15 protein-coding genes are annotated in these 23,553 nt (G+C 43.2%); 7 read left to right on the forward strand and 8 right to left on the reverse strand.

What is annotated here, in order from left to right; translation table 11 throughout:
• Positions 1-46 precede the first annotated feature (46 nt).
• From KZC02_RS03770 to KZC02_RS03780, 3 genes are all read left to right on the forward strand, one after another.
• Entirely contained in the window at positions 47-3,523 is a 3,477-nt protein-coding gene (locus KZC02_RS03770) for a TonB-dependent receptor (protein WP_221392888.1), read from the forward strand.
• Between the two features lie 18 nt (positions 3,524-3,541).
• Positions 3,542-5,095, forward strand: coding sequence for a RagB/SusD family nutrient uptake outer membrane protein (locus KZC02_RS03775; RefSeq protein ID WP_221392889.1), 1,554 nt, complete (start codon positions 3,542-3,544; stop codon positions 5,093-5,095).
• Positions 5,096-5,336: 241 nt separating this feature from the next.
• Positions 5,337-8,186 carry a DUF6797 domain-containing protein gene (locus KZC02_RS03780; RefSeq protein WP_221392890.1) on the forward strand — a complete coding sequence of 950 codons (2,850 nt, stop codon included), beginning with the start codon at positions 5,337-5,339 and terminating at the stop codon, positions 8,184-8,186.
• A gap of 97 nt (positions 8,187-8,283) precedes the next feature.
• On the opposite strand, the gene KZC02_RS03785 is transcribed toward KZC02_RS03780, so the two are convergent.
• Positions 8,284-8,877, reverse strand: coding sequence for a peptidylprolyl isomerase (locus tag KZC02_RS03785; protein ID WP_229253981.1), 594 nt, complete (start codon positions 8,875-8,877; stop codon positions 8,284-8,286).
• A gap of 229 nt (positions 8,878-9,106) precedes the next feature.
• On the opposite strand from KZC02_RS03785, the gene KZC02_RS03790 reads away from it, so the two are divergent.
• Positions 9,107-10,483, forward strand: a complete 1,377-nt coding sequence (locus KZC02_RS03790) for an acetylxylan esterase (protein ID WP_221392891.1) — start codon at positions 9,107-9,109, stop codon at positions 10,481-10,483.
• 94 nt (positions 10,484-10,577) lie between these two features.
• Here KZC02_RS03790 and KZC02_RS03795 read toward each other — a convergent pair whose 3' ends face one another.
• The 4 genes from KZC02_RS03795 to KZC02_RS03810 all read right to left on the reverse strand — a co-directional run bounded on the left by KZC02_RS03795 (position 10,578) and on the right by KZC02_RS03810 (position 17,302).
• The gene (locus KZC02_RS03795; protein ID WP_221392892.1) at positions 10,578-10,829 is read right to left on the reverse strand and encodes a hypothetical protein; all 252 of its coding nucleotides are present in this window, start codon (positions 10,827-10,829) and stop codon (positions 10,578-10,580) included.
• 499 nt (positions 10,830-11,328) lie between these two features.
• The gene (locus tag KZC02_RS03800) at positions 11,329-12,774 is read right to left on the reverse strand and encodes a SusD/RagB family nutrient-binding outer membrane lipoprotein (protein WP_221392893.1); all 1,446 of its coding nucleotides are present in this window, start codon (positions 12,772-12,774) and stop codon (positions 11,329-11,331) included.
• Positions 12,775-12,885: 111 nt separating this feature from the next.
• Positions 12,886-16,083: a SusC/RagA family TonB-linked outer membrane protein gene (locus KZC02_RS03805; RefSeq protein ID WP_221392894.1), complete on the reverse strand. Its 3,198-nt coding sequence runs from the start codon at positions 16,081-16,083 to the stop codon at positions 12,886-12,888.
• A gap of 487 nt (positions 16,084-16,570) precedes the next feature.
• Positions 16,571-17,302 carry an MBL fold metallo-hydrolase gene (locus KZC02_RS03810; RefSeq protein WP_221392895.1) on the reverse strand — a complete coding sequence of 244 codons (732 nt, stop codon included), beginning with the start codon at positions 17,300-17,302 and terminating at the stop codon, positions 16,571-16,573.
• A 432-nt stretch (positions 17,303-17,734) separates the two neighbouring features.
• Between KZC02_RS03810 and KZC02_RS03815 the strand changes: the two genes are divergently transcribed.
• Positions 17,735-18,610, forward strand: a complete 876-nt coding sequence (locus tag KZC02_RS03815) for a DMT family transporter (RefSeq protein WP_221392896.1) — start codon at positions 17,735-17,737, stop codon at positions 18,608-18,610.
• A gap of 12 nt (positions 18,611-18,622) precedes the next feature.
• Positions 18,623-18,832, forward strand: a complete 210-nt coding sequence (locus tag KZC02_RS03820) for a hypothetical protein (protein WP_221392897.1) — start codon at positions 18,623-18,625, stop codon at positions 18,830-18,832.
• 1 nt (position 18,833) lies between these two features.
• On the opposite strand, the gene KZC02_RS03825 is transcribed toward KZC02_RS03820, so the two are convergent.
• The 3 genes from KZC02_RS03825 to KZC02_RS03835 form a co-directional block, all read right to left on the reverse strand.
• Entirely contained in the window at positions 18,834-19,661 is an 828-nt protein-coding gene (locus KZC02_RS03825) for a serine O-acetyltransferase (protein ID WP_221392898.1), read from the reverse strand.
• Positions 19,662-19,743: 82 nt separating this feature from the next.
• Positions 19,744-21,822: a family 2A encapsulin nanocompartment cargo protein cysteine desulfurase gene (locus KZC02_RS31440; RefSeq protein ID WP_229253982.1), complete on the reverse strand. Its 2,079-nt coding sequence runs from the start codon at positions 21,820-21,822 to the stop codon at positions 19,744-19,746.
• A complete protein-coding gene (locus KZC02_RS03835) occupies positions 21,806-22,726 on the reverse strand; it encodes a family 2A encapsulin nanocompartment shell protein (protein ID WP_221392899.1) in 921 nt (306 codons plus the stop codon). Before KZC02_RS03835 ends, KZC02_RS31440 begins: the two co-directional genes overlap by 17 nt.
• 406 nt (positions 22,727-23,132) lie before the next feature.
• On the opposite strand from KZC02_RS03835, the gene KZC02_RS03840 reads away from it, so the two are divergent.
• Positions 23,133-23,552: a transposase gene (locus KZC02_RS03840; protein ID WP_221392900.1), complete on the forward strand. Its 420-nt coding sequence runs from the start codon at positions 23,133-23,135 to the stop codon at positions 23,550-23,552.
• Position 23,553 lies beyond the last annotated feature (1 nt).

Genomic DNA, 23,553 nt, shown 5'->3' on the forward strand with positions numbered 1-23,553 from the left:
AGATGCGTATATACATAAACGTTCTTTCTTAAAACTATTATTCGTAATGAAACTTACAGCTTTCATTTTAACGATTGTATGTTTTCATGTATCTGCTTCGGGATTTTCCCAAAAAATGGCCATTTCAGTAAAAGACGTACCGATTAAAACCGTTTTCAGCCTGATCGAACAGAGGAGTTCCTATAAATTTTTCTACGATAACAAACTGATTAAAAACACGAAAAAGGTCACAGTTGAATTCAGGGAAGCTTCTGTTGAAGAAATTCTGGGTGAAGTAATGAAGGACCTTCCTTTGTCGTACCAGATCGTTGATAAAATTATTGTGATAAAGAAAAAGGAAAACAATTCAACCGGGGCGGTTATAGAGCCGGTTCCGAAAAATACTGAATCTAAAACTTCTCATATAGTCAGCATTTTTTCGGATGTTGACAGGAAGATGACAGAAAGATTGTCCGGCAAGGCGTTCAATTTTCAAAAAACGGATTTAGCTGTGAACGGAAAAGTCAGCGATGAAAAAGGAAACGGACTGCCGGGTGTAAGCGTATTGATAAAGGGAACACAAAGAGGGACTATTTCGGACGAGCAGGGAGCTTTTAATATTAATGTGGATGATGATAATGCCGTTCTTGTGTTTTCTTCGGTTGGTTATGCGGCACAGGAAATCCTGGTTAAAGGCAGAACGCAGATCAATCTGGTACTACGGGAAGACTCCAGGAGCCTGGATGGTGTAGTGGTGGTAGGTTACACTTCCCAGAAAAAACGGGATGTGACCTCCGCCATTGCAATTGCAGATGTAGAAAGTATGCAAAGAAAATCGGTTACAGACGTTGGCCAGGCATTACAAGGCAACGCAGCAGGTGTAAATATTGCAGCCAGTAATGGAAACCCGGGCTCCGAAATGCACATCAATATCAGGGGAATTTCATCGTATTCAGGCAGTAATGCCCCACTGATCATCGTGGATGGCGTACAGGTTGAAGGTGGATTGCGCGAGCTGAATGGTAATGATATCAAATCCATACAAGTTTTGAAAGATGCATCTTCCGCAGCAATCTATGGTTCCCGCGCCGCGAACGGTGTCATTCTGGTAACAACAAAAAAAGGCGAACGCGGTGCTTCAAAAGCGAAAGTGACCTACCAGAACTATGTGGGCGTGCAGGTTCCGTATAAGGGAATAGATGTCGCTAATTCGCAGCAATATATTACGATTCTGCAAAGTATGTACGGCCAGGATCTATCAGCTGCAAACCTGCCGCCACAAGCCGCACTGGACTATATTGCCGATCCATCAAAATTTAAAGATTATGACTGGCAGAAGGAAATTTATAAATCGGCACCGTTGCAAAGCCACGATCTTTCTATTTCGGGCGGAGGTTCATCAGGTACTTACCGCGTTTCATTGGGGTATGTAAACCAGCAGGGTATTACTCTGGGAACGGGTTTCAAACGGGTAAATGTGCGGGCCAATTCGGAATTTTTTGTCAATGACCGGATTACTATCGGACAAAGCATCGCATTGTCCAAATCGGCAACCGAAGAAGAACCTTATGCTTTCAGCCGGTCTACTTATTCCCAGGCGATTAAAATGTACCCCTATTTTGCACCCAAATTACCCAACGGCGACTGGCAGACTTCCTCATTTTATTATGGCGGCGGAGATAATCCGGAGGCGTTGATCCGAAATCCGATGCATTATAAAAGTATCTGGGACCGGGATATTGCAGATGAAAACATGGCGCTGAATATGTACGGAGAATTGAAGATCTTTAATGGCTTAAAATATAAACTCAGCGGATCATTCTCACAGGCCAGAAACAGGATGAAAAATTATTTCGGAGATAAAGGAGATTTCCAGGATGAATATTTTGACCCCAATTTATCTCTTGAAGAGGCCACTGTAACAACTTATAACTGGAATATAGACAATACGCTGCGTTATCAAAAAAACCTGGGTAAACACATGATCGATGTGACGGCTGGTTTTATTTCACAAAAATTCAGTGACAGAAGCTTAGTTGGTGGCAAGAACGGTTATTTATCCGATATCACCGGAACCATTGACGGGCCAGGCGGCAAAAATCCTTACATCGAAGGCGACCTGCAGGAAAGTACATTGCTCTCATTGATCGGACAGGCATTTTATTCATATGATGACAAATATCTGGTAACACTGAATTTCCGGCGTGATGGTTCCTCCCGGTTTGGGCCGGATTACCGTTGGGGAAATTTTCCGGGAGTTTCGGCGGGATGGAGATTGTCACATGAAAATTTCTGGAAAAACGGCGGACTTGTCAAGGCAATTTCAGATCTGAAAATACGTACGGGTTATGGAGAACTTGGAAGGCAAAATCTCGGAAATTATGATTATACCCCTGTCCTTCAATATATTCCAACCGAATTTGGCGGAAAAGTGCAGGATGGTCTGATCACCGGCACACCTATTAATGAAGCTATTTCCTGGGAAAGACTTATCTCAAAAACGATTGGCCTGGACTACGAGCTCTTTAACGGCAAAATTTCAGGTTCTTTCGATTATTACAATAATGACACAAAAAATATGATCATTGGCCTGTCGATAGCACCTTCAGTCGGCGGCGGAGAATTACAGTCCAATGCGGGCCGGATCAATAACAGGGGTTTTGAAATGACAGTTGATTATAATGACAAAATTGGCGACCTGAATTACCGTGTAGGCTTTAACCTGGGAACCACACGAACCAGACTGATTGACATCGGACGTGAACTGGAAGAAGGGGACAGTCCGGAATGGGACGTGCCGCATGCCATTGAAATTCATCAGGGCGGCGGGTTGGCGGAATACTGGCTGATCAAAACAAATGGCATTTTTAAGTCACAGGAAGAAATTGAAAATTATAAGAACGCAGATGGAAGAGTGATCCAACCCAATGCAGAACCCGGCGATATTCGTTTTGTGGATGCAGATGGCGATGGTGAAATTACGAGCGAAGGTGATCGCCAGCGTGTTGGTTCAGGCGTTCCAAAAGTAAATCTTGGTTTTAACCTGACTGCAAATTATAAGAGCTTTGATATGTATCTGGGCATGACCGGTGCTTTTGGCCAGGTGATTTATAACAGTCCTAAATACCTGATTGAACAGCCTTATGGATACGCCAATTTTAGTACCCGGCTATTAGACGCATTTGATCCTGTTAACAATCCCGGTTCAAACTTCCCAAGGCTTAACCCGAATGATGTGGACGATAACTGGAACTCCCGCCCTACTTCCGACCGATATATTGAAAACGGAAATTATGTAAAAATCAGAAATGTAGAATTCGGATATCAGATACCGGTGAAAGGTTTGAAGCCAATAGGGCTAACTTCTGCACGTGTATTTGCAAGAATTCAGAACCTGCTCAATATCACCGGATATTCAGGTTCAGATCCCGAAGTAGGTTCGTCTCCGCTCATTAACGATAACCCGATTTTTACTGCCGGTCTCGACCGTGACACCGCACCCCAGGCCAGATCGTTCCAGCTTGGTGTAAACATTTCCTTTTAACCTTACTGATCTGTAACAATGAGAATTTATATAAAGAAATCAACTTTTCAGGTATTGGTTTTGTGCCTGATGTTTGTGGCATCCTCCTGCGATAAGGATTTTTTAGATACACAAAATCCGAATGCTATTACATCTGAAACATTTTTTCGAACACCAAAACAGGTCCAGCAGGCAGTAAATACCTTATATCCTGCTATCGGAGCGATCAGGGTTTTGTTTGAACAGAATGCAAGGGGTGGTGATGCCGAACTGACTTCCGGCGCATTTGATGTGCAGGTTGCTTATTTTAACTTTCAAAGCACACCTCAAAGCGGTAATTCTGATGGAATGTACGAAGGCGTTTACAGCATGATCTACCGCGCCAATACTATTCTTGCCAATATGGAAAAAGCAAACTGGGCAGACAATGAAGCGATGAAAAAGGAGCTCGAAGCCGAAGCATTGTTCTTTCGTGGAGTGGGTTATTTCTATCTCGCCCATCTTTTCGGAACGGTTCCCATTGTTACCAGACCTGCCATAACGAACGAGGAATTTAATCCTGTAAAAGCAGGAAGTGTGGACGAAGTTTACGATCAGGCCATCAGTGATCTCAAAATTGCAAAAGAAGGATTACCCGTTACGCAAACTGATCAGGGTAGAGCGACGAAAGGAGCTGCAATGGGTTTTCTGGGTAAAACGTATCTCTACCGGGCGGGTTATCTTGGCCAGAATAATTTTAAAGCACTGGCGGCTGCGGAATTCAAAGCTGTCATGGATCTGGGCATTTATGCTTTGGTACCAAACTTTGAAGACAATTTTACTGCTGCCAATGAAAACAATAAGGAATCTGTGTTTGAATTGCAACTGGGATACAACGGAGGAATAGGAACACCCACCCAGCACCGCAGTTTCAACAGTCTTCCGGGTATAGGTTTTGAGATATTTCTGCGGCCTTCCAAATGGCTGATGACAACTATGGGTGCTGAAAAAACATCGGACAACAAATACGATCCGAGGTATCTTCAGACTGTTTATTTCAACGACGGACTTCCATTGTTCGGTGTTCCGTATAATGAGCTTGGAGATGGTATTAGCTGTAACAACGGCATAAGCGAAGGCGGCTTGCCCGATGGTTCGGGAACTACTGTGGGTGGCTGGTGGAGAAAATATCTGAATGTAAATCTGAGCTGCGAACCGGCAGTAAGCGAAGAAAGAGGTTCGGACAACAATGAACGGGTGATGCGATATGCCGATATCTTGCTGATGTATGCCGAATCTGTTGCTGAAACTGACCTAACCGCAGCCAATGCAGCTTTGCTCCAAATCCGGAACAGGGCGCATCTTCCTGTGAAAACATTCACTGCGGCAAATATCATGGAAGAAATCAGAAAACAACGGGTTATGGAATTTGCGTATGAAAATATGCTTTACTTTGACCTGATCCGGTGGGGACTTTTGAAACAGGCGCTGGAAGATCATGGCACAGAGCCACAACGGGAAAATTACGATGAAGTAAAACACAAATATTTCCCGATACCCAGCAGCGAAATCAATAATAATAACAATCTTGAACAAAATGATGCCTGGAAATGATTTTTGCGGAGGTGTTTTGCAATCGGCTGCCGGCATTCGGCAATACGCCTTTTGCAATTGGAAGCTGGCGCTACGAATAGCGGTTAGTTCAAACTTTAAATTCAGAATCCTACCGCCGAAGCCGACCGACAAGGCCCGAAAGCCGACCGCCGAAAGCCGAAAGCCAAAGGCCGATTGCCGCTTACCAAAAGCCGAGGGCCGACCGCCGAGGGCCGATTGCCGCAAATTGTTCCTTGCAGCTGTGTTACTTTTTGAATTGTTTTTGCCTGCGCCCGTCTCGGCTTATCAGGATATTGATCATGCCACGATCCTGCAATCTTTGAACCAAACTACTTTGCAAAAAGGAAAGCAGATTTACATGAAATCCTGTATCGCCTGTCATGGTGCCGACGGAACGGCTTCGCTCCCGCAGGCTCGTTCATTCAATAAAGACGTTCTTCGATTTGGGACCAGACCCTATGATATGTGGAAAACGATCACAAACGGATCCGGAATGATGGCCTCCCAAACCTGGCTCAAACCTGAGGAAAGGTATTATGTGATTCAGTTTATCCGGGAAGAATTTATGAAAAAGGGGAATCCCGGGCAGTATTTTAAACTGACCAAAGCGTATCTGGCATCTCTTCCAAAATTGCAAAAAACCAGCGGGCAGCAATTAACGGTGATAAAAAAACAGGCACTGACCGGCTCTCTTGAATATGGACAACAATGGTTCGTGACCCGGAAAAGTGATTATGGCCAGGCGATATATTCACCGTTAAAAGGACTGGGAACCTCTGTGGTCACGATCAAACTGGATGGACAGGTTTATATCAGTTACAATCTGCACCGCATGGGTACTTTGGCGGCCTGGAAAGGGAAACTGAATGTTTCGGAAACAAAATTTAACCGGTACCGTGGTGAAGGAGAACCTTTTGTGGAAGGAATAAAACTACCGGGACTGGACAAATGGGAATGGACATACAATGGAACTCTTGACAGTTTGAACAAAACAACCGGAGTTCGGGCGCCTTTACCCGAAAAATTCCTGAAATACAATGGTCACTTCGTTTATGGAAAAGAAGTGATCCTTTCCTATGACGTTTCCGGCCGGAATATTCTGGAACATCCTGAGTCCAAAATCAGCAACGGAAAACCAATCCTGTCCCAAACGTTAAAAATAAGCCCCGGACAGAAAGAGCAGCTTTGTATTGGACAATTAAAAGACAGCCTGGCTCATTATCAGGAGGGAGTAATGTCCTTTCAGGGAAAGTTTTTAAAAGGAAATTCCGATATGCATGGTAATCTTCTGGTAAGCCTGGCTCAAAATAGAAATGGCAATAAAACATACATCGCAGCTGGTATTATCACATCAGCACCGGGAATCAGTTGGTTTGTTGATGAAAATCACAGGCTGCTGGTCACCATTCCCGAAAGTAAGGACACGATTGATCTACGGATTTTGAGGTTTTCAGGTTCGTCGTTAAACGAAGTGGTTCAATTTGGCTCCTTCGTTAAAGCCCAGTCAGTTAATAATGTAGAAAACCTGACAGCTATGACAAACGGTTCAACAGCCATTGGAGCAAAAAAGGTATTAACTAAAGGTGAAATAAATGCTTCCAGGCCACATTTTGACCCGAAATATTACAAAGACAAAGATAAAACCGCACCCGAAAAACTGGTAGCAATTCCCGAAGACTATCCTTATGCTGTCGACAATATCGGCCTGCCGTTCGACAATCCGTATAATGCATGGATCAGGCCCACTGCTGTTGACTTTATGAGCGACGGACGTCTGATAATGACCACTTATATGGGCGATGTCTGGATGGCAACCGGAATAGACGAAAAGTTAGAAAATATTTCCTGGCAAAGAATTGCAACAGGACTTTATGAACCTATGGGGATTAAAGTCGTACGTGATGAAATTTTCGTAATATGCAGAAACGGCATTATCCGGCTGAACGATCTGAATAAAGATAGTGAAACTGATTTTTACGAGCTTTTTTACGCAGATCAGGATGTTTCCGCATTTTTTCATGCCTTCAATTTCGGCCTGGCAACTGACAGCAAAGGCAATTTTTACTATACAAAACCGGGAGAATATACTGACAACAAGGATCCAGGAAATTTGATCAGAGTATCGCCCGATGGAAAAAAATGGGAAAGCCTGGCAACCGGATTCCGGGTAAATAATGGCATTACGATCACTCCGGATGACCGGATTTTTGTCAGCGACAATCAGGGCAACTGGACTCCGTCAAATAAAATAAATCTGGTTGAAACAGGTAAATTTTATGGTTACGTACCGAATCTTGTAGAAAAAGAGTGGAGCCCGAATGGTGTAAAATTCCGGGAGAAAGACGTTGTGAAAGGAGTTATCAATCATGCTTTGGTAAAAGTTCCTGACAGGTTCAGCCCGCCGGCACTTTGGATGCCCCAGGAATTTGATAACTCACCGGGCGGTGGAATGTGGAGTGATAAAAGCTGGGGGCCTCTAGGTAACCAGTTCATTCATACCAGCTACGGAACGGGTTGGTTATACAATTTTTTTGCGCACGAAACCGCCGGGATCACACAGGGAGCGATGGTTGCCCTACCATTTCAAATGGATGCCGGAATTCAGCGTGCGGCTGTAAATCCGGTTGACAGGCAAATTTATACCACCGGCCTTACCGGCTGGGATGATGGTGTTTCGACACAATATGGCGTACTCAGCAGGATCAGGTACAAAGGCGGCCAGGGTCATTTACTCACCGATGCATTTGTTGAAAAAGGAGGTGTTACCTTAAAATTTAATTTTAAACTGGATGCTGAAACGGTCAGAAATATTTCCGGATATGAGTTGAACCAATGGAATTATAAATGGACAAGCCGCTATGGTTCAGCACATTATTCTGTTAAAAATCCGGAAATCGAAGCAGAAGACAGTTTAACATTGACAGAAGTCATTTTGAGAGATGATAACAAAACGATTTTTTTGAACATACCGGATATTTCAGAAGCCAATACGCTACGCGTCAGATTTAAAGTAAACGGAGAAGACGGTGTAAAAATTAATGATACGGTTTACATGACTATTCAGAAAGTTCCGGGTATGCAGCAGGAATAAAATACGGTCTCAATAAAACCAAATCTATTTGTTAATAACGCTTTAGTCAAATAATAAGGAAATGGATGTGGCAAAATACCTGCAATAAAACTGACCGTTATTTTAAACGCCGTACGGAAACAATTTTCACGGGTTTTCTGAGCAGCTGGACCTTTTGACTTTCGCCTGTTTCTCCCTGCTGGATCTTACGTACTGTTTCCATCCCTTTTATTACCTGGCCAAATGCTGCAAAACCCTGACCATCGGCATTACGCAAGCCTCCAAAATCCAGTTCAGGCTGATCGTTTATACAAATAAAGAACTCCGAACTGGCAGATCCGGGGCCCATCCTGGCCATTGACAATGTACCGTCAAGGTGCTTTAGCCCACTTTGTTTGGTAGTTTCATGTACAATGGGATCAAAACGCCTGGTGGTATCTGTATTAAGCCCACCCTGTATCACCTCGATTTTCACCTTACTTACCGGCTGGTTGTCCATCCGTACCACCCGGTAAAAAACTGTTCCGTCCAATCGCTTTTCATCGACGTATTTAAGAAAATTAGAAACCGAAACCGGTGCTTTTTCAGGATATAATTCCAGGATAATTTCCCCCGCCTCCGTAAGCATTTGTATTTTTTGGGCTTCTGCATTATACATTGAAATCCAGAACAGGCATACCAGTGAAAACAAGAACCGGGGAAGATTTTTCATTATTTAAAAAATTAGAGAAAATAAAATTTACACTGATTGCCCAAAATCTAAATGTATTAAATAAAGCAGTCTGTTTCATGCCAGGCGCATTTTAAAACGAAAAACAACAGTATTATGCATAAAAATAAGGAAATCATCCAGGGTGCAGGTGGTAGAATTTTTGACGTGGAACCTTATAATTGGTAGCCGAACACGTCAAAAAACAAAAGAACCACAACCTGCCTCAAAAATGAAAATTTTAAAATACATTCTTTTACTGAGCTGTATCAGCTTTTCCGCTCTGGCCCAGTTTGGACTTACACCTGCCCAGCGTGACAGTTTAAACAAAATCACCACTGCGGATTACAACAACATGCTTCAGCAGCTTAGTATTAATCCTGCTAACCTTCGTAAAGGCCCATCGGGCAATCCAAAAGACAGTAATGCCGCCAACAGCTCAGAGGAAAAAGTGAATCATTATACCCTGCCCAATGCCCTGGTATTAAATAATGGGCAAAAAGTAAAAAGTGCCAAAGATTGGTTTGACAAAAGAAGGCCTGAAATAGTGGAAGATTTTGAACGTGAAATCTATGGAAGGCTGCCAAAAAATATACCTACGGTAATATGGCAGGTCGTTTCGGTAAAAGATACAATGATTGGCAGCCAGGCTATTAAGGAAAAAGTGCTCAAAGGCATTGTTGACAACACCGCTTATCCTTCTGTCAGGGTGGAAATAAACCTGATACTGGCGACTCCTGCTGCAACGACTAATGCAGTACCCGTCGTTTTGGAGTTTGGTTTTATCCGCTCACCATTTAACCCTGGGCCAATAAAAGCCATCGGCCTGGGTTCGTCGGGAGAACCAACCTGGCAGGAACAACTGATCTCTCGCGGCTGGGGCTATGCGATTATCGAGCCAACCAGCATTCAGGCAGATAATGGTGCCGGACTTACCAGAGGTATTATTGGACTGGTTAACAAAGGTGAATATCGCAAGCCGGACGACTGGGGTGCCCTCCGGGCCTGGGCATGGGGAGCAAGTCGCGCCATCGACTATTTTGAAACCGACAAGAATGTAGATGCAAAAAGATTAGCCATTGAAGGCTTGTCACGCTACGGAAAAGCTGCCATTTTGGCCATGGCTTTTGAGCCCCGCTTTTCTTTAGGTTTTATTGGCTCGTCCGGTGCAGGCGGTGTAAAAATCCTGCGCAGAGTATTTGGCGAACAGGTAGAAAACCTGGCCTCCTCGGGCGAATACCATTGGTTTTCCGGAAATTTCATTAAATATACAAGCAAACTCAGCCCGGATGACCTGCCAGTTGATGCCCACGAATTGGTTGCCCTATGTGCACCCAGGCCTATATTTATCAGCTCTGGCTCACCACAGGTAGAAGGTCAGTGGGGAGATGCCAAAGGAATGTTCCTGGGCGCTGCCCATGCCGGCCCGGTCTATCGCCTTTTGGGCAAAAAGGACCTTGGAACGATGGAATTCCCAAAACTGGGTATGCCTTTAACTGATGGCGAAATAGCTTTCAGGCAACATGCAGGAGGCCATAGTACGGGCCCGAACTGGAGTACCTGGATCGCCTGGGCTTGCAGGTATTGGGGCAGTTGTAAATATGATTGATTATTAGAATGAGCTTAGAGGATCAAAGAATCAATATATTTTTCCTGTCCCACCCCATTCGTAGTGCATTCTTTAACTACCAAATACCTTAAAACTAACGGTAATAGATAACACTGGATCCTTCTTCGATCAAAACCTCTTGTCTGGATCTGATCAGGCGAACTACTGAGTTGAATTTAAGAAGATCCGAGGCTTCGAATATCACAGTGCCCGCTACATCTTTTCCTTTGCTTATAAAATTGAGGTGCTGAATACGAACTCCATTTACGGATTCTACCAGGGATGTAATATTGTGCAGGCTGAACGTTTTGGGATAGGTCAGTTTTAATTGATAAGTGTTGTTCATAACTGATTATTTTGGCTAATGTACATTTCTGATTTTCATTTACTCTACTAACTTTATAGAGTATGCAAATGTAGTGATCAACTCATTGATTTAAAAGTGTTAAAAAGGATTTTGAAAGAAAAATTTGAAAAAAATGTGGATCGTACCACTAATTGAAAAATCTGGTTCTTTACTTGATTCAGAAAATTAATAATTTCTGAATGTAAGTATTGGAAGTGCCCTTACTTGAAGCAATTTTCAGGAAAATTGTTCACAAGGCGTTCCTATGGAATACTCAATAAATATGCTGTAAATTTTTTTGGCTACCTACCAGATGTTCCTGCGGAACATTGACAAAAGTATAGCGAAAAATAAAACCCTGCTTTGGATTTGCAGGTAACAAAACCGGCAAAGGCGAAAAACTGAAAGCTCGTTCCTACTATACAAAAAACTCCCGACAGACTTGTTTCTGCCGGGAAAATGTCATTTACAATCCATCAACTAAAAAATATTAACCATCCTACTGCGCATCAAACCAAAGTTTGGTCGTTAGTTTATCCTCTCCCTGACTGGCCACAGCCGCTTTGTAATTCGCCAGGTTCAAGGCTTGTTCACCCGTTGGGTAAGTTAATCTTGCAGGAAATTTACCACTTAGCACACCAGCGTATGCAGGTTTCAGTTGCGGATAATCCAATCGTCTCCATTCTGCAAACGCTTCCAAACCCTGGCTGTATAAGGCAAGCCATTTCTGTTCACCTATTGATTTTTTATAATTTGCAGCATCGTAAGCTGTTGACGGCAAAGCCAGATAGGCGGTAATATCTGCGCTTCCAACCTTGAATTGCTGCAACGACGCAGTAACAGCTTTTTTGTATTGATCTGCGGCATTATCGGAGGTAAAACCACGCTGAGCCGCTTCTGCCAGGTTAAAAAGCACTTCCGAATAACTTAAAAACACGGCTGGCGAAGTAGCTGCTGTAAAATAATCACCCAGTTTTGATGTTTTTGTAAAACCCAGTTTGGCTGCTGAATCGGCCGGCAGACCGTTGGTAACGCCCACGTAATTCAAAGGCGTTGCATCTACTGTTTTGTTTGCAAAAACAGCCAGACGCGGATCTTTCAATTCAATCAGCTTATCTATAACAGATTTGCTTACGCGATAATCATCCCGCGTTTCCCGGTCTTTGGCAACCGGATTTTGGTTCGGCGAACTCAGGTAAACCAGCTGTGCAATTTCATCATTGCTGGCAATAAGCTGTGACGGATCTGCCGCCAATTCTGCAATAACCGTTTTGGCCGTAGCGGGATCTTTGTCTGCGATTCTTAATGCAATTCTAAGTCGCAGGGAATTGGCAAACTTCTTCCATTTCGCCAGATTTCCACCATAAATCAAATCACCGGCGATAGGGTTTCCGCTCACATTGATCTGATCACCTGCCTTTTTCAGATCGGCCAGTAAGCCAATGTAAACGTCTTTTTGAGCATCGTATTTGGGTGTCAGATATTCATCAATTTTTACCGCCTGAGTATACGGAATATCACCATACAAGTCAGTAAGCAACTGAAATGACCAGGATTTTAAGATCAAACCAACTGCCTGATAATTAGGGTTTCCTGCTTCTTCTCCCAGTTTGATAATGGTCGAAAAATCCGTCAGTCCCTGCGAATATAGGTTGGTCCACACGTTCTGGATATTTGTAAGACTGGCCGTGTATTTGTCCGGATCGGTGTACTGGATTTTCGCCCAGTGCTGCACGTACAAAGTGGTCGTTTCCATGCTCGCATCCGAACCCAGGATAATGTCGGCGTTGGACTTGATGGCGTTTGCCAGTAAATAGTCGGGCTGGGCAACAATGGCTTCATTCGGGTTCTTGTTAATATCTTCAAGATCATCCGAGCAAGCGCCCAGAAATCCTGCAAAAACCAATGTAAAAGCGCTTTTGAAAATTATATTTTTATGATTCATTATTTCTAAGATTTAAGTTTTTATCCGTAGCACGGCTGATCAATCAGGGTTTCACGAAGCATTATGGATCAGCCGTGCCACGGTTTATCCACCAGTTCCTTATGAACAAAATTAAAATCCAATATTCAGATTAAAACCGTAAGAACTCGTTGTCGGCAATTGAAGCGATTCAAGTCCCTGTCCGGTATTGCCGGTATTAAAGGCAGTTTCAGGATCAATGTTGGTTGCTTTTCTTTGCAAAAACGCAAGGTTTCTTCCATAAACTGAAATGGTTACATTCTGCAATTTGTATTTGCTTACCAGACTTTGCGGAACCGAATAACCCAGTTTCACCTCTCTCAACTTAATAAATGATGCGTCAAAAACACTTGCTTCATTGATCCCTGCGCTGTTGCTGTAAACCCCTTTGTAATATCTTTCAGCAGAAACAATCGTGGCATTTGGTTTTCCGTCGGCCGTATTTCCCTTTGCAATAATCCCGTCGTCATAAACCTTTTCTCCGCCAGGTGCTGCACCGTTTGCACTCAACTGCACTGCTCCGGCCGATGTATTATTTCCGGGAAAGTAGTAGGTCAAACCGCCATGCTGCGCATCTCTGCCTTGCAATGTTTCAACCAAAACGCCCGTGTATTTTCCGGTTGCATTGGTTGCCGAATAGAGTGAGCCACCTTGTTTGGTATCAATTAATACACTCAGGTTAAATCCTTTAAATGAGAATGAATTGGTAACGCCTCCCAGCCATTTTGGCGTATAATGGCCCAATACTTTCTGGTTCGGATCACGCGTTGGTAAGCCGTTGGCACCTATAATGATCGTACCGTTTGCATCCCTTGCGAAGGCAGATCCGAAAATCGCTCCGTAACCTTTTCCCTTACTTGCATAAACGGTCGCCCCATTAGCTCCCAGCTTATAGTCGTTCAGGAAACCTTCGTCATCCAGCGAGATCACTTTGCTTACATTTTTGGAGAAATTAATACCAATATCCCATTTAAAACCAGACGCCGTTTCGATCGGTTTTACGTTCAGCATTGCTTCTATTCCGTGGTTGTTGATATGACCAGCGTTCAATAATTTTTGCTTGTAACCTGTCGTCGGACTTACATCGGCTTTTAATATCTGGTTGTAACTATCTGTGTTATAGTAGCTAAAATCAAGTCGTGCCCTATTTCTGAAAAAAGCCAGATCAACACCTATTTCCGTTGAACGTGTAATTTCAGGTTTCAGGTTTGAGTTCAAAAGTACATCCGATACGGTTAGCAACGGGCTGCTTCCAAATGGCTGATTGAACGGATACGTATTGATCAGCTGATAAGGATCTGTGTCTTTTCCAACCTCTGCCCAGCCACCACGGATCTTCGCGAAAGTCAGCACATTACTTTTGATATCAAATGCATCTGTCAGAACAAAACTTGCGTTTATCGAAGGATAAAAGTATGAGTTGTTGCCCGTTGGAAGCGTGGACGACCAGTCGTTCCTTGCCGTTAAATTCAAAAAAGCGTAGTTTCTAAAACCGATCTGTGCCGATGAAAACGCACTGTACACTTTTTGTTTTCTCAACACATTGTAAGAAATCAGAGCGTCACGCGAGTTGTTCAGCGTATACAAATTGCTTACCGCCAGCTTGGGAGCCTGCTGATAATTCTGCTCATTGAAATTACTTCGCACACTTCCTCCCACAAGCCAATCCACTTCGAAATCGGCACCGATGCTTTTATTAAGGTTAAAATTAAAATCAGTATTGTTCTCATTCACAGCGTAACCATCCTCTGTATACGAACCAAAAGGTGTACCGTTGGTTCCATACGCAACTTTGAATTTTCGCTTGTCGGTGTAGTAATCGTTGCCCGTACGAACTGTTGCCGTTAACCAGCTTGCAATCTTGTAATTCAGGTTTACATTTCCGAAAAACCTGTCCCGGCGCTGCTCAACCGTGTTTTCGTATTGCAGCAAATATGGATTGCTGTAATAGCTGTGGTTCCAGTTATAATCAAATCCTCCTTTGTTGTAATCTTTCAGTAATTCCGTATCAACCTGGCGACCGAACCACAGGAATTGCAACATTACGCTGCTTCCACGTCCCGACGTTCCAGGTAAATTATCCGAACCGGTCCGCATAAAATTGGCGCTGGTCGTAAGTGTCAGTTTATCGTTGATCCTGTACGTTGAGTTAACACCAAAGGAGTTTTTCGAAATATCGGTGTTTGGAATAACGCCCGTTTGTTTGCTGTTGTTAAACGAAAAACGATAATCAATTTTCTCATTCGACCCCGAAACTGAAATGCCCGTTGACCTCGTATGGCCAGTTTCAAAGAAATTTTTCACATTGTCAGGATGCGCGACAAAGGGAACAGCTTCACCGTTTGAGAAAAATTGCGGGATCAGACGCCCATCCATTTTCGGCCCCCAGCTTTCGTCCGTTGCATCGTTTATTCCACCACCTTTCCCATCTTTATAGGAAAATGCCCCGCCGGTTCCTTGCCCAAAAACGTTCTGATATTTAGGCAATACCAAAAGTTTGTCAACCGTATATCCCAGGTTTAAAGTCACTCCCAGGCCCTTCTGACCAGATTTCCCTGATTTGGTTTTGATCAGAATAACGCCATTCGAAGCTCTGGAACCATATAAAGCCGCAGCATTGGGGCCTTTCAGAACACTGATCGATTCAATGTCGGCAGGATTAATATCTGAAATTGCATTGGCAAAATCCCTTGATCCGTTGGCACCCGCGCCTAACTGTGAATTATCAACAGGAATTCCGTCGACAACAAAAAGCGGCTGGTTATTTCCTGCAATGGAAGTTTCCCCGCGAATTACAATTCTGGAAGATCCCATCCCACCCTGACTATTGGTAATATTCACGCCCGCAATTTTTCCCGAAAGCGCATTGACCAGATTACCTTCCCGAGCTTCTGCAAGATCTTTTGTTTTCAATTCCTGCACCGCGTAACCCAGTGATTTTTTCTCCTTTGTAATTCCCAAAGCAGTTACGACCACTTCCTGTAAAATTGTATTATCGCTTTCCAGTGTTACGTTAAGTTTGCCGTCGGCGGGGACAGCAAGTTCGGTTGATTTCAGTCCGATAAAAGAAAAGATAAGTGTAGATCCAGGAGTCGTTTCCAAAGAATAATTTCCGGTAACGTCAGTTGTAGTGCCTCGGGATGTTCCCTTAATTAATATTGAAACCCCCGGTAAAGCCTCGTTGTCCGTCTGTGAAACAACACGGCCCGTAACAGTCAGATTTTGGGCAAATGCAAAGTCGGCATGTACCGCAAAAAATACGAGAAATAAATAAATAAAACTTTTTTTCATGTTAGGTGATAAGTTTAAATTAACATTTGAGTGGTTTAACCGGGCACAGAAAATCTTCCCTGGCTCATTGCTTTTGAATGAGGCGGTATGTAAAAAAGGCCAGTGAAGGATTAACAGCTACTTAGTCGTTCAACAACTTTCGCAGCCGGATTTAGCGAACTGCCTGCCGGTTAACATTCGGCGGTTGTGTTTCGTGAAGTTGTACATACAGCAAAATTTTAAAATATATTGACCTGAATAAATAAATCTACTTATTTTATAGACTATATGTACAAATGTAATTAATCCAAGACTAGTTCCAAAGCATTTTTAAAATATTTTAGGAAATCGTTCTAATCCGAATTCGATTAATACAAATAACTATCCAAATTTTATTTGGTAAATTTCTAAAATGAAAAACTAAACTGTAAACATTTAAACCAAATAAGCCTGGATTGATTGGCTATTTCGAACAATCCAGAATGAATAAAATGAGATTTTTAAACGGTTAAAATGTGATGATCGGAAGTTTCAGGTCATGATATAAAAGAATTTTCCAATTTTTCTCATTAGCCTGTTCCTGCCATTGCTGACGTAATTCCATGGCTTTCCTGCCGTCAAAATCAGTTTTGTAGGCTATATGGTAATCCAGGTAATGCGCCTGCGGAAGATTGTCTCCACCATAAAAGACTATTTGACCTGCTTCGGATATCCAAAATGCCTGATGATATGGCGTATGGCCACCAACCACCTCAAAGTAAATTTCTGGCGTGATATGCCCATGTAAGTCAGACATTAAGTAAAGATTCGGCAAGACAGATAATTGCAGAAGCAGATCGTGATTAAAAGAAGGATTTCCCATTTGTCCAAGTGAATAATCCAGTTCCTGTTTATTTAGATAGATCGTTGCATTTTGAAAGTGCTGTACAAATGAATCGCCCTGGAAATAACCCAGCCCTTCAATATGGTCTTTATGAAGATGAGATAACAAGATTTTCGTGATCTGATCCGGCTTTATATTATGTTGCTTCAAAAGGGATGTGATGAGGAAACCATCCTCGTTATGTACTCCCAGGCCACAATCCAACAGCAACAGATCATTTTCCAATTTGATCAAAAACGGGCGAACAGCCATTCGTAAAGATCCTGGATCCGGCAGGGGATCCAATTCAGTTAAAAGGGTTAAATTCTTCTTTTTGTCTACACTATATATTCCTTCCTCTAAGGGAAAAACTTCCATGGCCAGTCTAAATTTTATCCAGTTAATAATCGCGCATTAATTTCTGCTCCATCAGAAATCCCAAAACAGGACTGCAAGATACGCCAGCCATTCAGAACCATTCAAAAAGTTTCGAATCTAAGTAGTAGACTTTGTTTGCAATTGTTCAAATTTGTTCAAATAAACCCGTTTTGGCTGTATTCAGGGAGAATAAATAACGTCAGGTAGTTTAACCAATTTCACAGACTTCACTGGCCATGTTCAAAATATACCTGGATAAAAGTTATCCGGGCCGGGTACTGAAATCACGACTAATCAGAGCTCGGAAAGAGGCAGTTCGACAAATCAGGTGAAAGCGGCTCATAGCAACTGCCAAATCCTTTGAAAGCCATTATATAGTTTGTGAATGCAGGCAAATAACTTTAAATAATAACCATAATCAAATACCAGGTCTTGAATTCGAAAGTAGCATTATTCAAATTGCCTCCTATCCCGGCTGTTCTTTTGTCTATCATAAGTGTTCAGGGCGGAGCAGCCATCGCAAAAGGTTTATTTCCACTTTTAGGCGCGGGCGGCACGGCCAGTGTACGTATTGGCTTTTCTGCGTTGATACTCGTTCTTGCTGTGCGACCAAAACTTGGACAATTGAAAGCTGAACAATGGCGGGCAGTAGCTCCCTACGGAATTGTCCTTGGAATCATGAACCTGCTATTTTATTGCGCACTTGCCCGCGTGCCGATGGGGCTGGCCGTCACCCTCGAATTTATTGGCCCTCTGGTACTTGCCCTTGCAGGTTCGCGCCGTGCACTTGATATTCTTTGGGTTGTACTGGCCGGGGCCGGAATTGCGCTGATTACTCCGTGGAGCGGAAAAGGGATTGATTTATTGGGTTTGTTTTTTGCTTTGGCTGCCGGCGGGTGCTGGGCAATCTATATTCTGCTAAGCCAGCGTGCCGGTGCGCAACTACCTGGACAATTGGCCGTGACGGTCGGGATGCTGTTTGCTGCTTTACCTGTCCTTCCGATTGGGCTTATCGAGGGAAATTTATTTTCAATGACCCCGTTTATGCTGCTATTAGGGTTGCTGCTGGCGATTTTTTCAAGCGTACTTCCTTTTTCACTTGAAATGCAAGCTCTCCGAACGATGCCATCACGCACATTCAGTATCCTGATGAGTCTGGAACCGGCAGTGGCGGCTTTGGCTGGTTGGTGGCTTTTAGGCGAGCAGCTAAAATCCGGACAGTGGCTTGCCGTAGTTTGTATCGTTGCAGCCAGTAGCGGTGCGGCATTAACTGCCAAACAAACTCTCCCACCTTTAGGCAGTGAATAAAAAGAAGAAGTTGTGCGACCGTACCCAAATCACACGCGTCACGGCCTTGCACGCTGGGATGCATTTATACGAACCGATGATCCTGATACTTTGTTTGAGGAATACAGATCAAATGGTGTCGTGTTTTTTCAAGCCATCAGGGACGATGACAACGGATTACGTGGCTTTGAAATCGAAGATGCAGATGGTAGCATTTTGTTTTTTGGACGGCCAAAAGCATAAGCTATTCATATAACTCGTCCGACTTTTGAATAATACGTAATTTGTGGGTATTGAAAACCTGGGAGTTGGGCTCAACACTTTTGGTAAGAAAAACACTTCCACCAATTACACTATTTTTACCAATGATAGTATCACCACCCAATATGGTAGAACGGGCATAAATGATTACATTATCTTCAACAGTAGGATGCCTTTTCACTTCGGCAAGATCCTTGGCAACCTGTAATGCCCCGAGCGTAACTCCCTGGTAGATACTGACGTTTTTTCCGATCGTGGTTGTCGCGCCAATCACGATCCCGGTGCCATGATCAATCATAAACGGAACCCCTATTTCTGCATTCGGATGAATGTCCACGCCTGTTTTTCCGTGTGCATATTCACTGAGTATTCTTGGCAAAACAGGAATTCCCAGGCGGTTCAAATGGTTGGCAATCCGGTAAACTGCAATGGCGTAAAATCCAGGATACGAAACAATTACTTCGTTAACACTATGGGAAGCGGGATCGTACTCATTGATTTTATTCGCGTCAAATCTGAGATTTTGATAAATGCCTTCGAGTGAAGTATAAAAATGATCAACAACACCTTCTATATCAATCCCTGATGGTTCGAGGTAGCTAAGCAATATATTTTCAAGGTCAATCTGGTTCTTCTTTAAAATGCCCTCGTAGGATGTACTTTTAGGTAAATGATTACTTGGAAATAAAAATTGTATCAGGCCGTCCAGCCATGCAATTGCGTCATTGGAGGAAGGTGTTGCTTCCCATTCTGCATTATGTGTTTTCTTTAAAAGACTGATTAATGACCGCGTGTTGAGATTTTTATTCATTGCTAATATAAAAAAATGGCTATTGGTGAGTAAACATTCCAATAGCCGTAAAAGTAATTTCTTATTTCAAAACACTCAGGATTTATTTTTTTGCATGGCGTAAACGATATAGTGTTTCTACAAGCAAATCAACATCGGAAGTGGTATTGTAAAAAGCCAGAGACGGGCGAACTGTTGTTTCGACGCCAAACCGTCTCAGAATAGGCTGAGCACAATGGTGACCCGACCTGACTGCTATTCCTTCATTGTTTAACGCTGCTCCTACTTCTTCTGTTTTATAACCTGCAAAAACAAATGATAAAACCGATGCTTTGTCGGGTGCGGTCCCGATCAAGCGTAGCCCCGGAATATCTTTCATCAATCCGGTAGCATATTCTAACAGATGGTGTTCATACTGGTGAATGACGTCGATCCCGATTTTATTGACATAATCAATAGCGGCACCAAGCCCAACTGCATCCGCAATATTTCCTGTTCCTGCTTCAAACCGGTTGGGTGCGTCATGAAATTTTGTATGCTCAAATGTTACATCCACGATCATGTTCCCGCCTCCCTGCCATGGCTGTGTTTCATTTAGCAGATCTTCTTTTCCGTATAAAACACCAATTCCCGTTGGCCCAAAAACCTTATGTCCCGAGAAAACGAACCAGTCGCAATCCAACGCCTGTACATCTGAACGAAGGTGAGAAACGGATTGGGCTCCATCAACCAGTACTTTCGCACCGGCAGCATGTGCCATTGCTACCATTTGTTTTGCCGGCGTTACAGTACCGAGCGCATTTGAAACCTGTGTAAAAGAAACAAGTTTTGTTTTCTGGTTCAGTAATCTGGCGTATTCATCCAACAGGATCTGGCCATTGTCGTCAACAGGAATTACACGGAGTTTCAATCCTTTTTTGGCAGCAAGCTGCTGCCACGGAACGATATTGGCATGATGTTCAAGGTTGCTTACAATGATCTCATCACCGGCATTCAGATTTTGATCTCCCCATGTTTTGGCCACCAGATTGATCGCTTCGGTTGCGCCACGAACGAAAATAATTTCATTTACGGAACCTGCATTTAAGAAAACCCGGATCTTTTCGCGCGCACTTTCATAGGCATCCGTCGCGCGTGCGGCAAGTTCATGCGCAGCACGGTGAATATTGGAATTTTCGTGCTCGTAAAAATAAGTAATACGGTCAATCACCGATTTCGGTTTTTGTGTGGTAGCCGCATTGTCAAGCCAGATCATGGGCTTTCCATTCACTTTTTCCTGCAAAATAGGAAAATCCCTTTTGACCAGGTTCACATCAAACGGAGCAGTGCCGGAGCCATTTTGAATATGCGAAAATGATTTCCCTGCAAGCTGCGAACTTTGGATCTGATGGATAGAAAATGGATCATTGCCTTTAAAACCTGCTCCTTGTAAAAAATAGTATTGTGCACCTTCAATTCCCGGATTGGCAGGCAACTGAGGAACATTTTTAAAAGTATTGATCGACGACCAGAGATTGTGGACATCAGGTTCAAAAGCAGTATCAGGTGAAAAAGGAAAAGCGTTTGCATAACTGGGCCCGTGCTGGATTACCGAAGGTGAAACACCGCTTCCGGCAACAGAATGAGGCACATGCCCCAAACCACTGGATGCAGAAGTAGTGGGAACACCAACATGCGGATCATGGAAACCCGATTGCGGATCGCTTAAATTCACAGCATTTCCCTGATGAGCCGCAGACGGAGAAATGCCGCTGCCAGCAACAGAGGGAGATTGGTGCTGCAAACCCGGATAATCCGTATGAGCGGATACACTATCCGGGTTTGCCGTTTGCAACTGACTCAGGCTTAACTGGTTTACTGCTTGCCGGGAACCTGATGGAGAAACGCCTGATCCGGATACCGGTGTGCTCCTGACAGGAAAATGCGGGTCCGGCAAACTTGTTTGCGGATTGCCTGCATTAAATCCATCGCTCCTGGTAAACAGAGACGGCAGTCTTTCATGTACCAGGTTCAGCGATTTTTCCAGTCTGGGATGGTCGGCAAGATCCGGTGAAAAATTGGCCTTCGGCATTTCATTGGGAAGCAATGAAAAAAGCTCGTTGGCCAGTTTTTCCAGTTCTGCTGCATCAGGCAAGCCTGAAATACCTTCGCCAGTGGGAAATGAATCAGTATTTATACTCATGGTAGTTTCCTATTTCTACGTTTTCAAGAACCGCAATCGCATCATCAACCAACACTGCCAGTGAGCAATACAGAGAAACAAGATAAGATGCAATCGCTTTGTCGTTAATTCCCATAAAACGTACGGATAATCCCGGAGACTGCTCTCCTGGTAGTCCGGGCTGGTACAACCCTACAACTCCCTGACGGCTCTCACCGGTACGCAAAAGCAATATTTTTGTCTTTCCGTCTTCGATTGGCAGCTTGTCAGAAGGGAATAAAGGAATACCTCTCCATGTGATGAACTGTGAGCCAAAAAGGGAAACTGTCGGAGGTGGTACACCTTTGCGTGTACACTCACGGCCAAATGCTGCAATGGCTTTCGGATGAAGCAGGAAGAACCCAGGCTCTTTCCATACTTTGGCAATCAGATCATCCAGGTCGTCCGGTGTTGGAGCACCGTTACGCGTTGAAATTCTTTGTGAAGGTACAATGCTGTGGATCAGGCCGTATTCCTCATTATTGATCAGCTCACTTTCCTGTCTTTCTTTAATGCTTTCAATAGTCAGGCGAAGCTGCTCGCTGATCTGGTTGTAGGGTTTACTATATAGGTCAGAAACACGGGTATGCACATCCAAAACCGTATTCACTGCATTAAGGTTATACTCGCGTGGATTTTCAACATAATCAATAAATGTATGTGGCAATTCCCTCTCATCGCGTCCGGAACAATCTACTTCGGCAACACTCCCCTCCTTAACCTTATTCAGACGGTAAACGCCGGATTCAACCGGGATCCAGTTTAATAAATGTGTCAACCAACGCGGAGTGATTGATACCATTTGAGGAACGGTACGGGTGGCGATGGCCAGCTGCCTGGCCGCTACATCACCTAGTGCTGTTTGCTTTTCGTTTGATTTTGGCATTTTCTATTTAATTAATATTTAACCGATTTTAGCTTGTATTAACCCTGCTAAGAAACCGGGTTTTCCTTTCCCGGTACAAAATTACCCGAATCTGTTTCTGACTTATTTATAATTCATGAAGTTTACCACACAGCAAATTACACATAAACGCATTCAAATAGCTAAACCGAACATTATTAATCCACACTTGTAATTTTAAAAATTAAAACATTTAAAATTACTTTTTTTCGGTGATCTACCATATTTTATATCGCAAATCTCCCTATCAATTTCATAGATTTAATAGAACTGCTAATTGTTTATCGTACCACCAACATTATTTATATACTAATTCCATAGACTTTATATTTTTTTAAATCAAATGTTTGTAATTTTGGGACATGAGTAAAATTTAGAACCCAGGCGTATGCTTTCAAAAGATCTTTTAGACATTTATAAAAACGAAGAACTTGCGGTCGAAGCATTTAAAGATTTTCGGTTAAAAAAAGGAATAATCTGCAAAAAGTGCGGCGGCTCCCATCACTATTGGCTATCCTCAAAACAGCAGTTCCAGTGTAAGAATTGCAGGTTCAGAACAACCCTGCAAAGCGGGACCATACTTGAAGGAAGCAAACTCCCCGTGTCCTATTTTTTTATTGCGCTGTATTTACTGAAAAACAATGACAACAATCTTACAGTCAATGATTTTCAGCAGCAGACCGGGCATAAGTACAGCGAGCCGTTATATGATTTTCTCCGGAAAGTAAAACTCTACCTGAAAAGCGAAGACCAGAATTCAATTCTTATCATTTTTTTGGAAGTGGCCAGCAAAATCCTGTACGCCTAGT

It is taken from the genome of Dyadobacter sp. NIV53 (assembly GCF_019711195.1).
Lineage (GTDB): Bacteria > Bacteroidota > Bacteroidia > Cytophagales > Spirosomataceae > Dyadobacter.

What these genes read in the sequence shown, in the direction of transcription:
- KZC02_RS03770 (WP_221392888.1), top strand. Translation starts at nt 47, where the DNA reads ATGAAACTTACAGCTTTCATTTTAACGATTGTATGTTTTCATGTATCT.
- KZC02_RS03775 (WP_221392889.1), top strand. Translation starts at nt 3,542, where the DNA reads ATGAGAATTTATATAAAGAAATCAACTTTTCAGGTATTGGTTTTGTGC.
- KZC02_RS03785 (WP_229253981.1), bottom strand. Translation starts at nt 8,877, where the DNA reads ATGAAAAATCTTCCCCGGTTCTTGTTTTCACTGGTATGCCTGTTCTGG.
- KZC02_RS03790 (WP_221392891.1), top strand. Translation starts at nt 9,107, where the DNA reads ATGAAAATTTTAAAATACATTCTTTTACTGAGCTGTATCAGCTTTTCC.
- KZC02_RS03795 (WP_221392892.1), bottom strand. Translation starts at nt 10,829, where the DNA reads ATGAACAACACTTATCAATTAAAACTGACCTATCCCAAAACGTTCAGC.
- KZC02_RS03800 (WP_221392893.1), bottom strand. Translation starts at nt 12,774, where the DNA reads ATGAATCATAAAAATATAATTTTCAAAAGCGCTTTTACATTGGTTTTT.
- KZC02_RS03805 (WP_221392894.1), bottom strand. Translation starts at nt 16,083, where the DNA reads ATGAAAAAAAGTTTTATTTATTTATTTCTCGTATTTTTTGCGGTACAT.
- KZC02_RS03810 (WP_221392895.1), bottom strand. Translation starts at nt 17,302, where the DNA reads ATGGAAGTTTTTCCCTTAGAGGAAGGAATATATAGTGTAGACAAAAAG.
- KZC02_RS03825 (WP_221392898.1), bottom strand. Translation starts at nt 19,661, where the DNA reads ATGAATAAAAATCTCAACACGCGGTCATTAATCAGTCTTTTAAAGAAA.
- KZC02_RS31440 (WP_229253982.1), bottom strand. Translation starts at nt 21,822, where the DNA reads ATGAGTATAAATACTGATTCATTTCCCACTGGCGAAGGTATTTCAGGC.
- KZC02_RS03835 (WP_221392899.1), bottom strand. Translation starts at nt 22,726, where the DNA reads ATGCCAAAATCAAACGAAAAGCAAACAGCACTAGGTGATGTAGCGGCC.
- KZC02_RS03840 (WP_221392900.1), top strand. Translation starts at nt 23,133, where the DNA reads ATGCTTTCAAAAGATCTTTTAGACATTTATAAAAACGAAGAACTTGCG.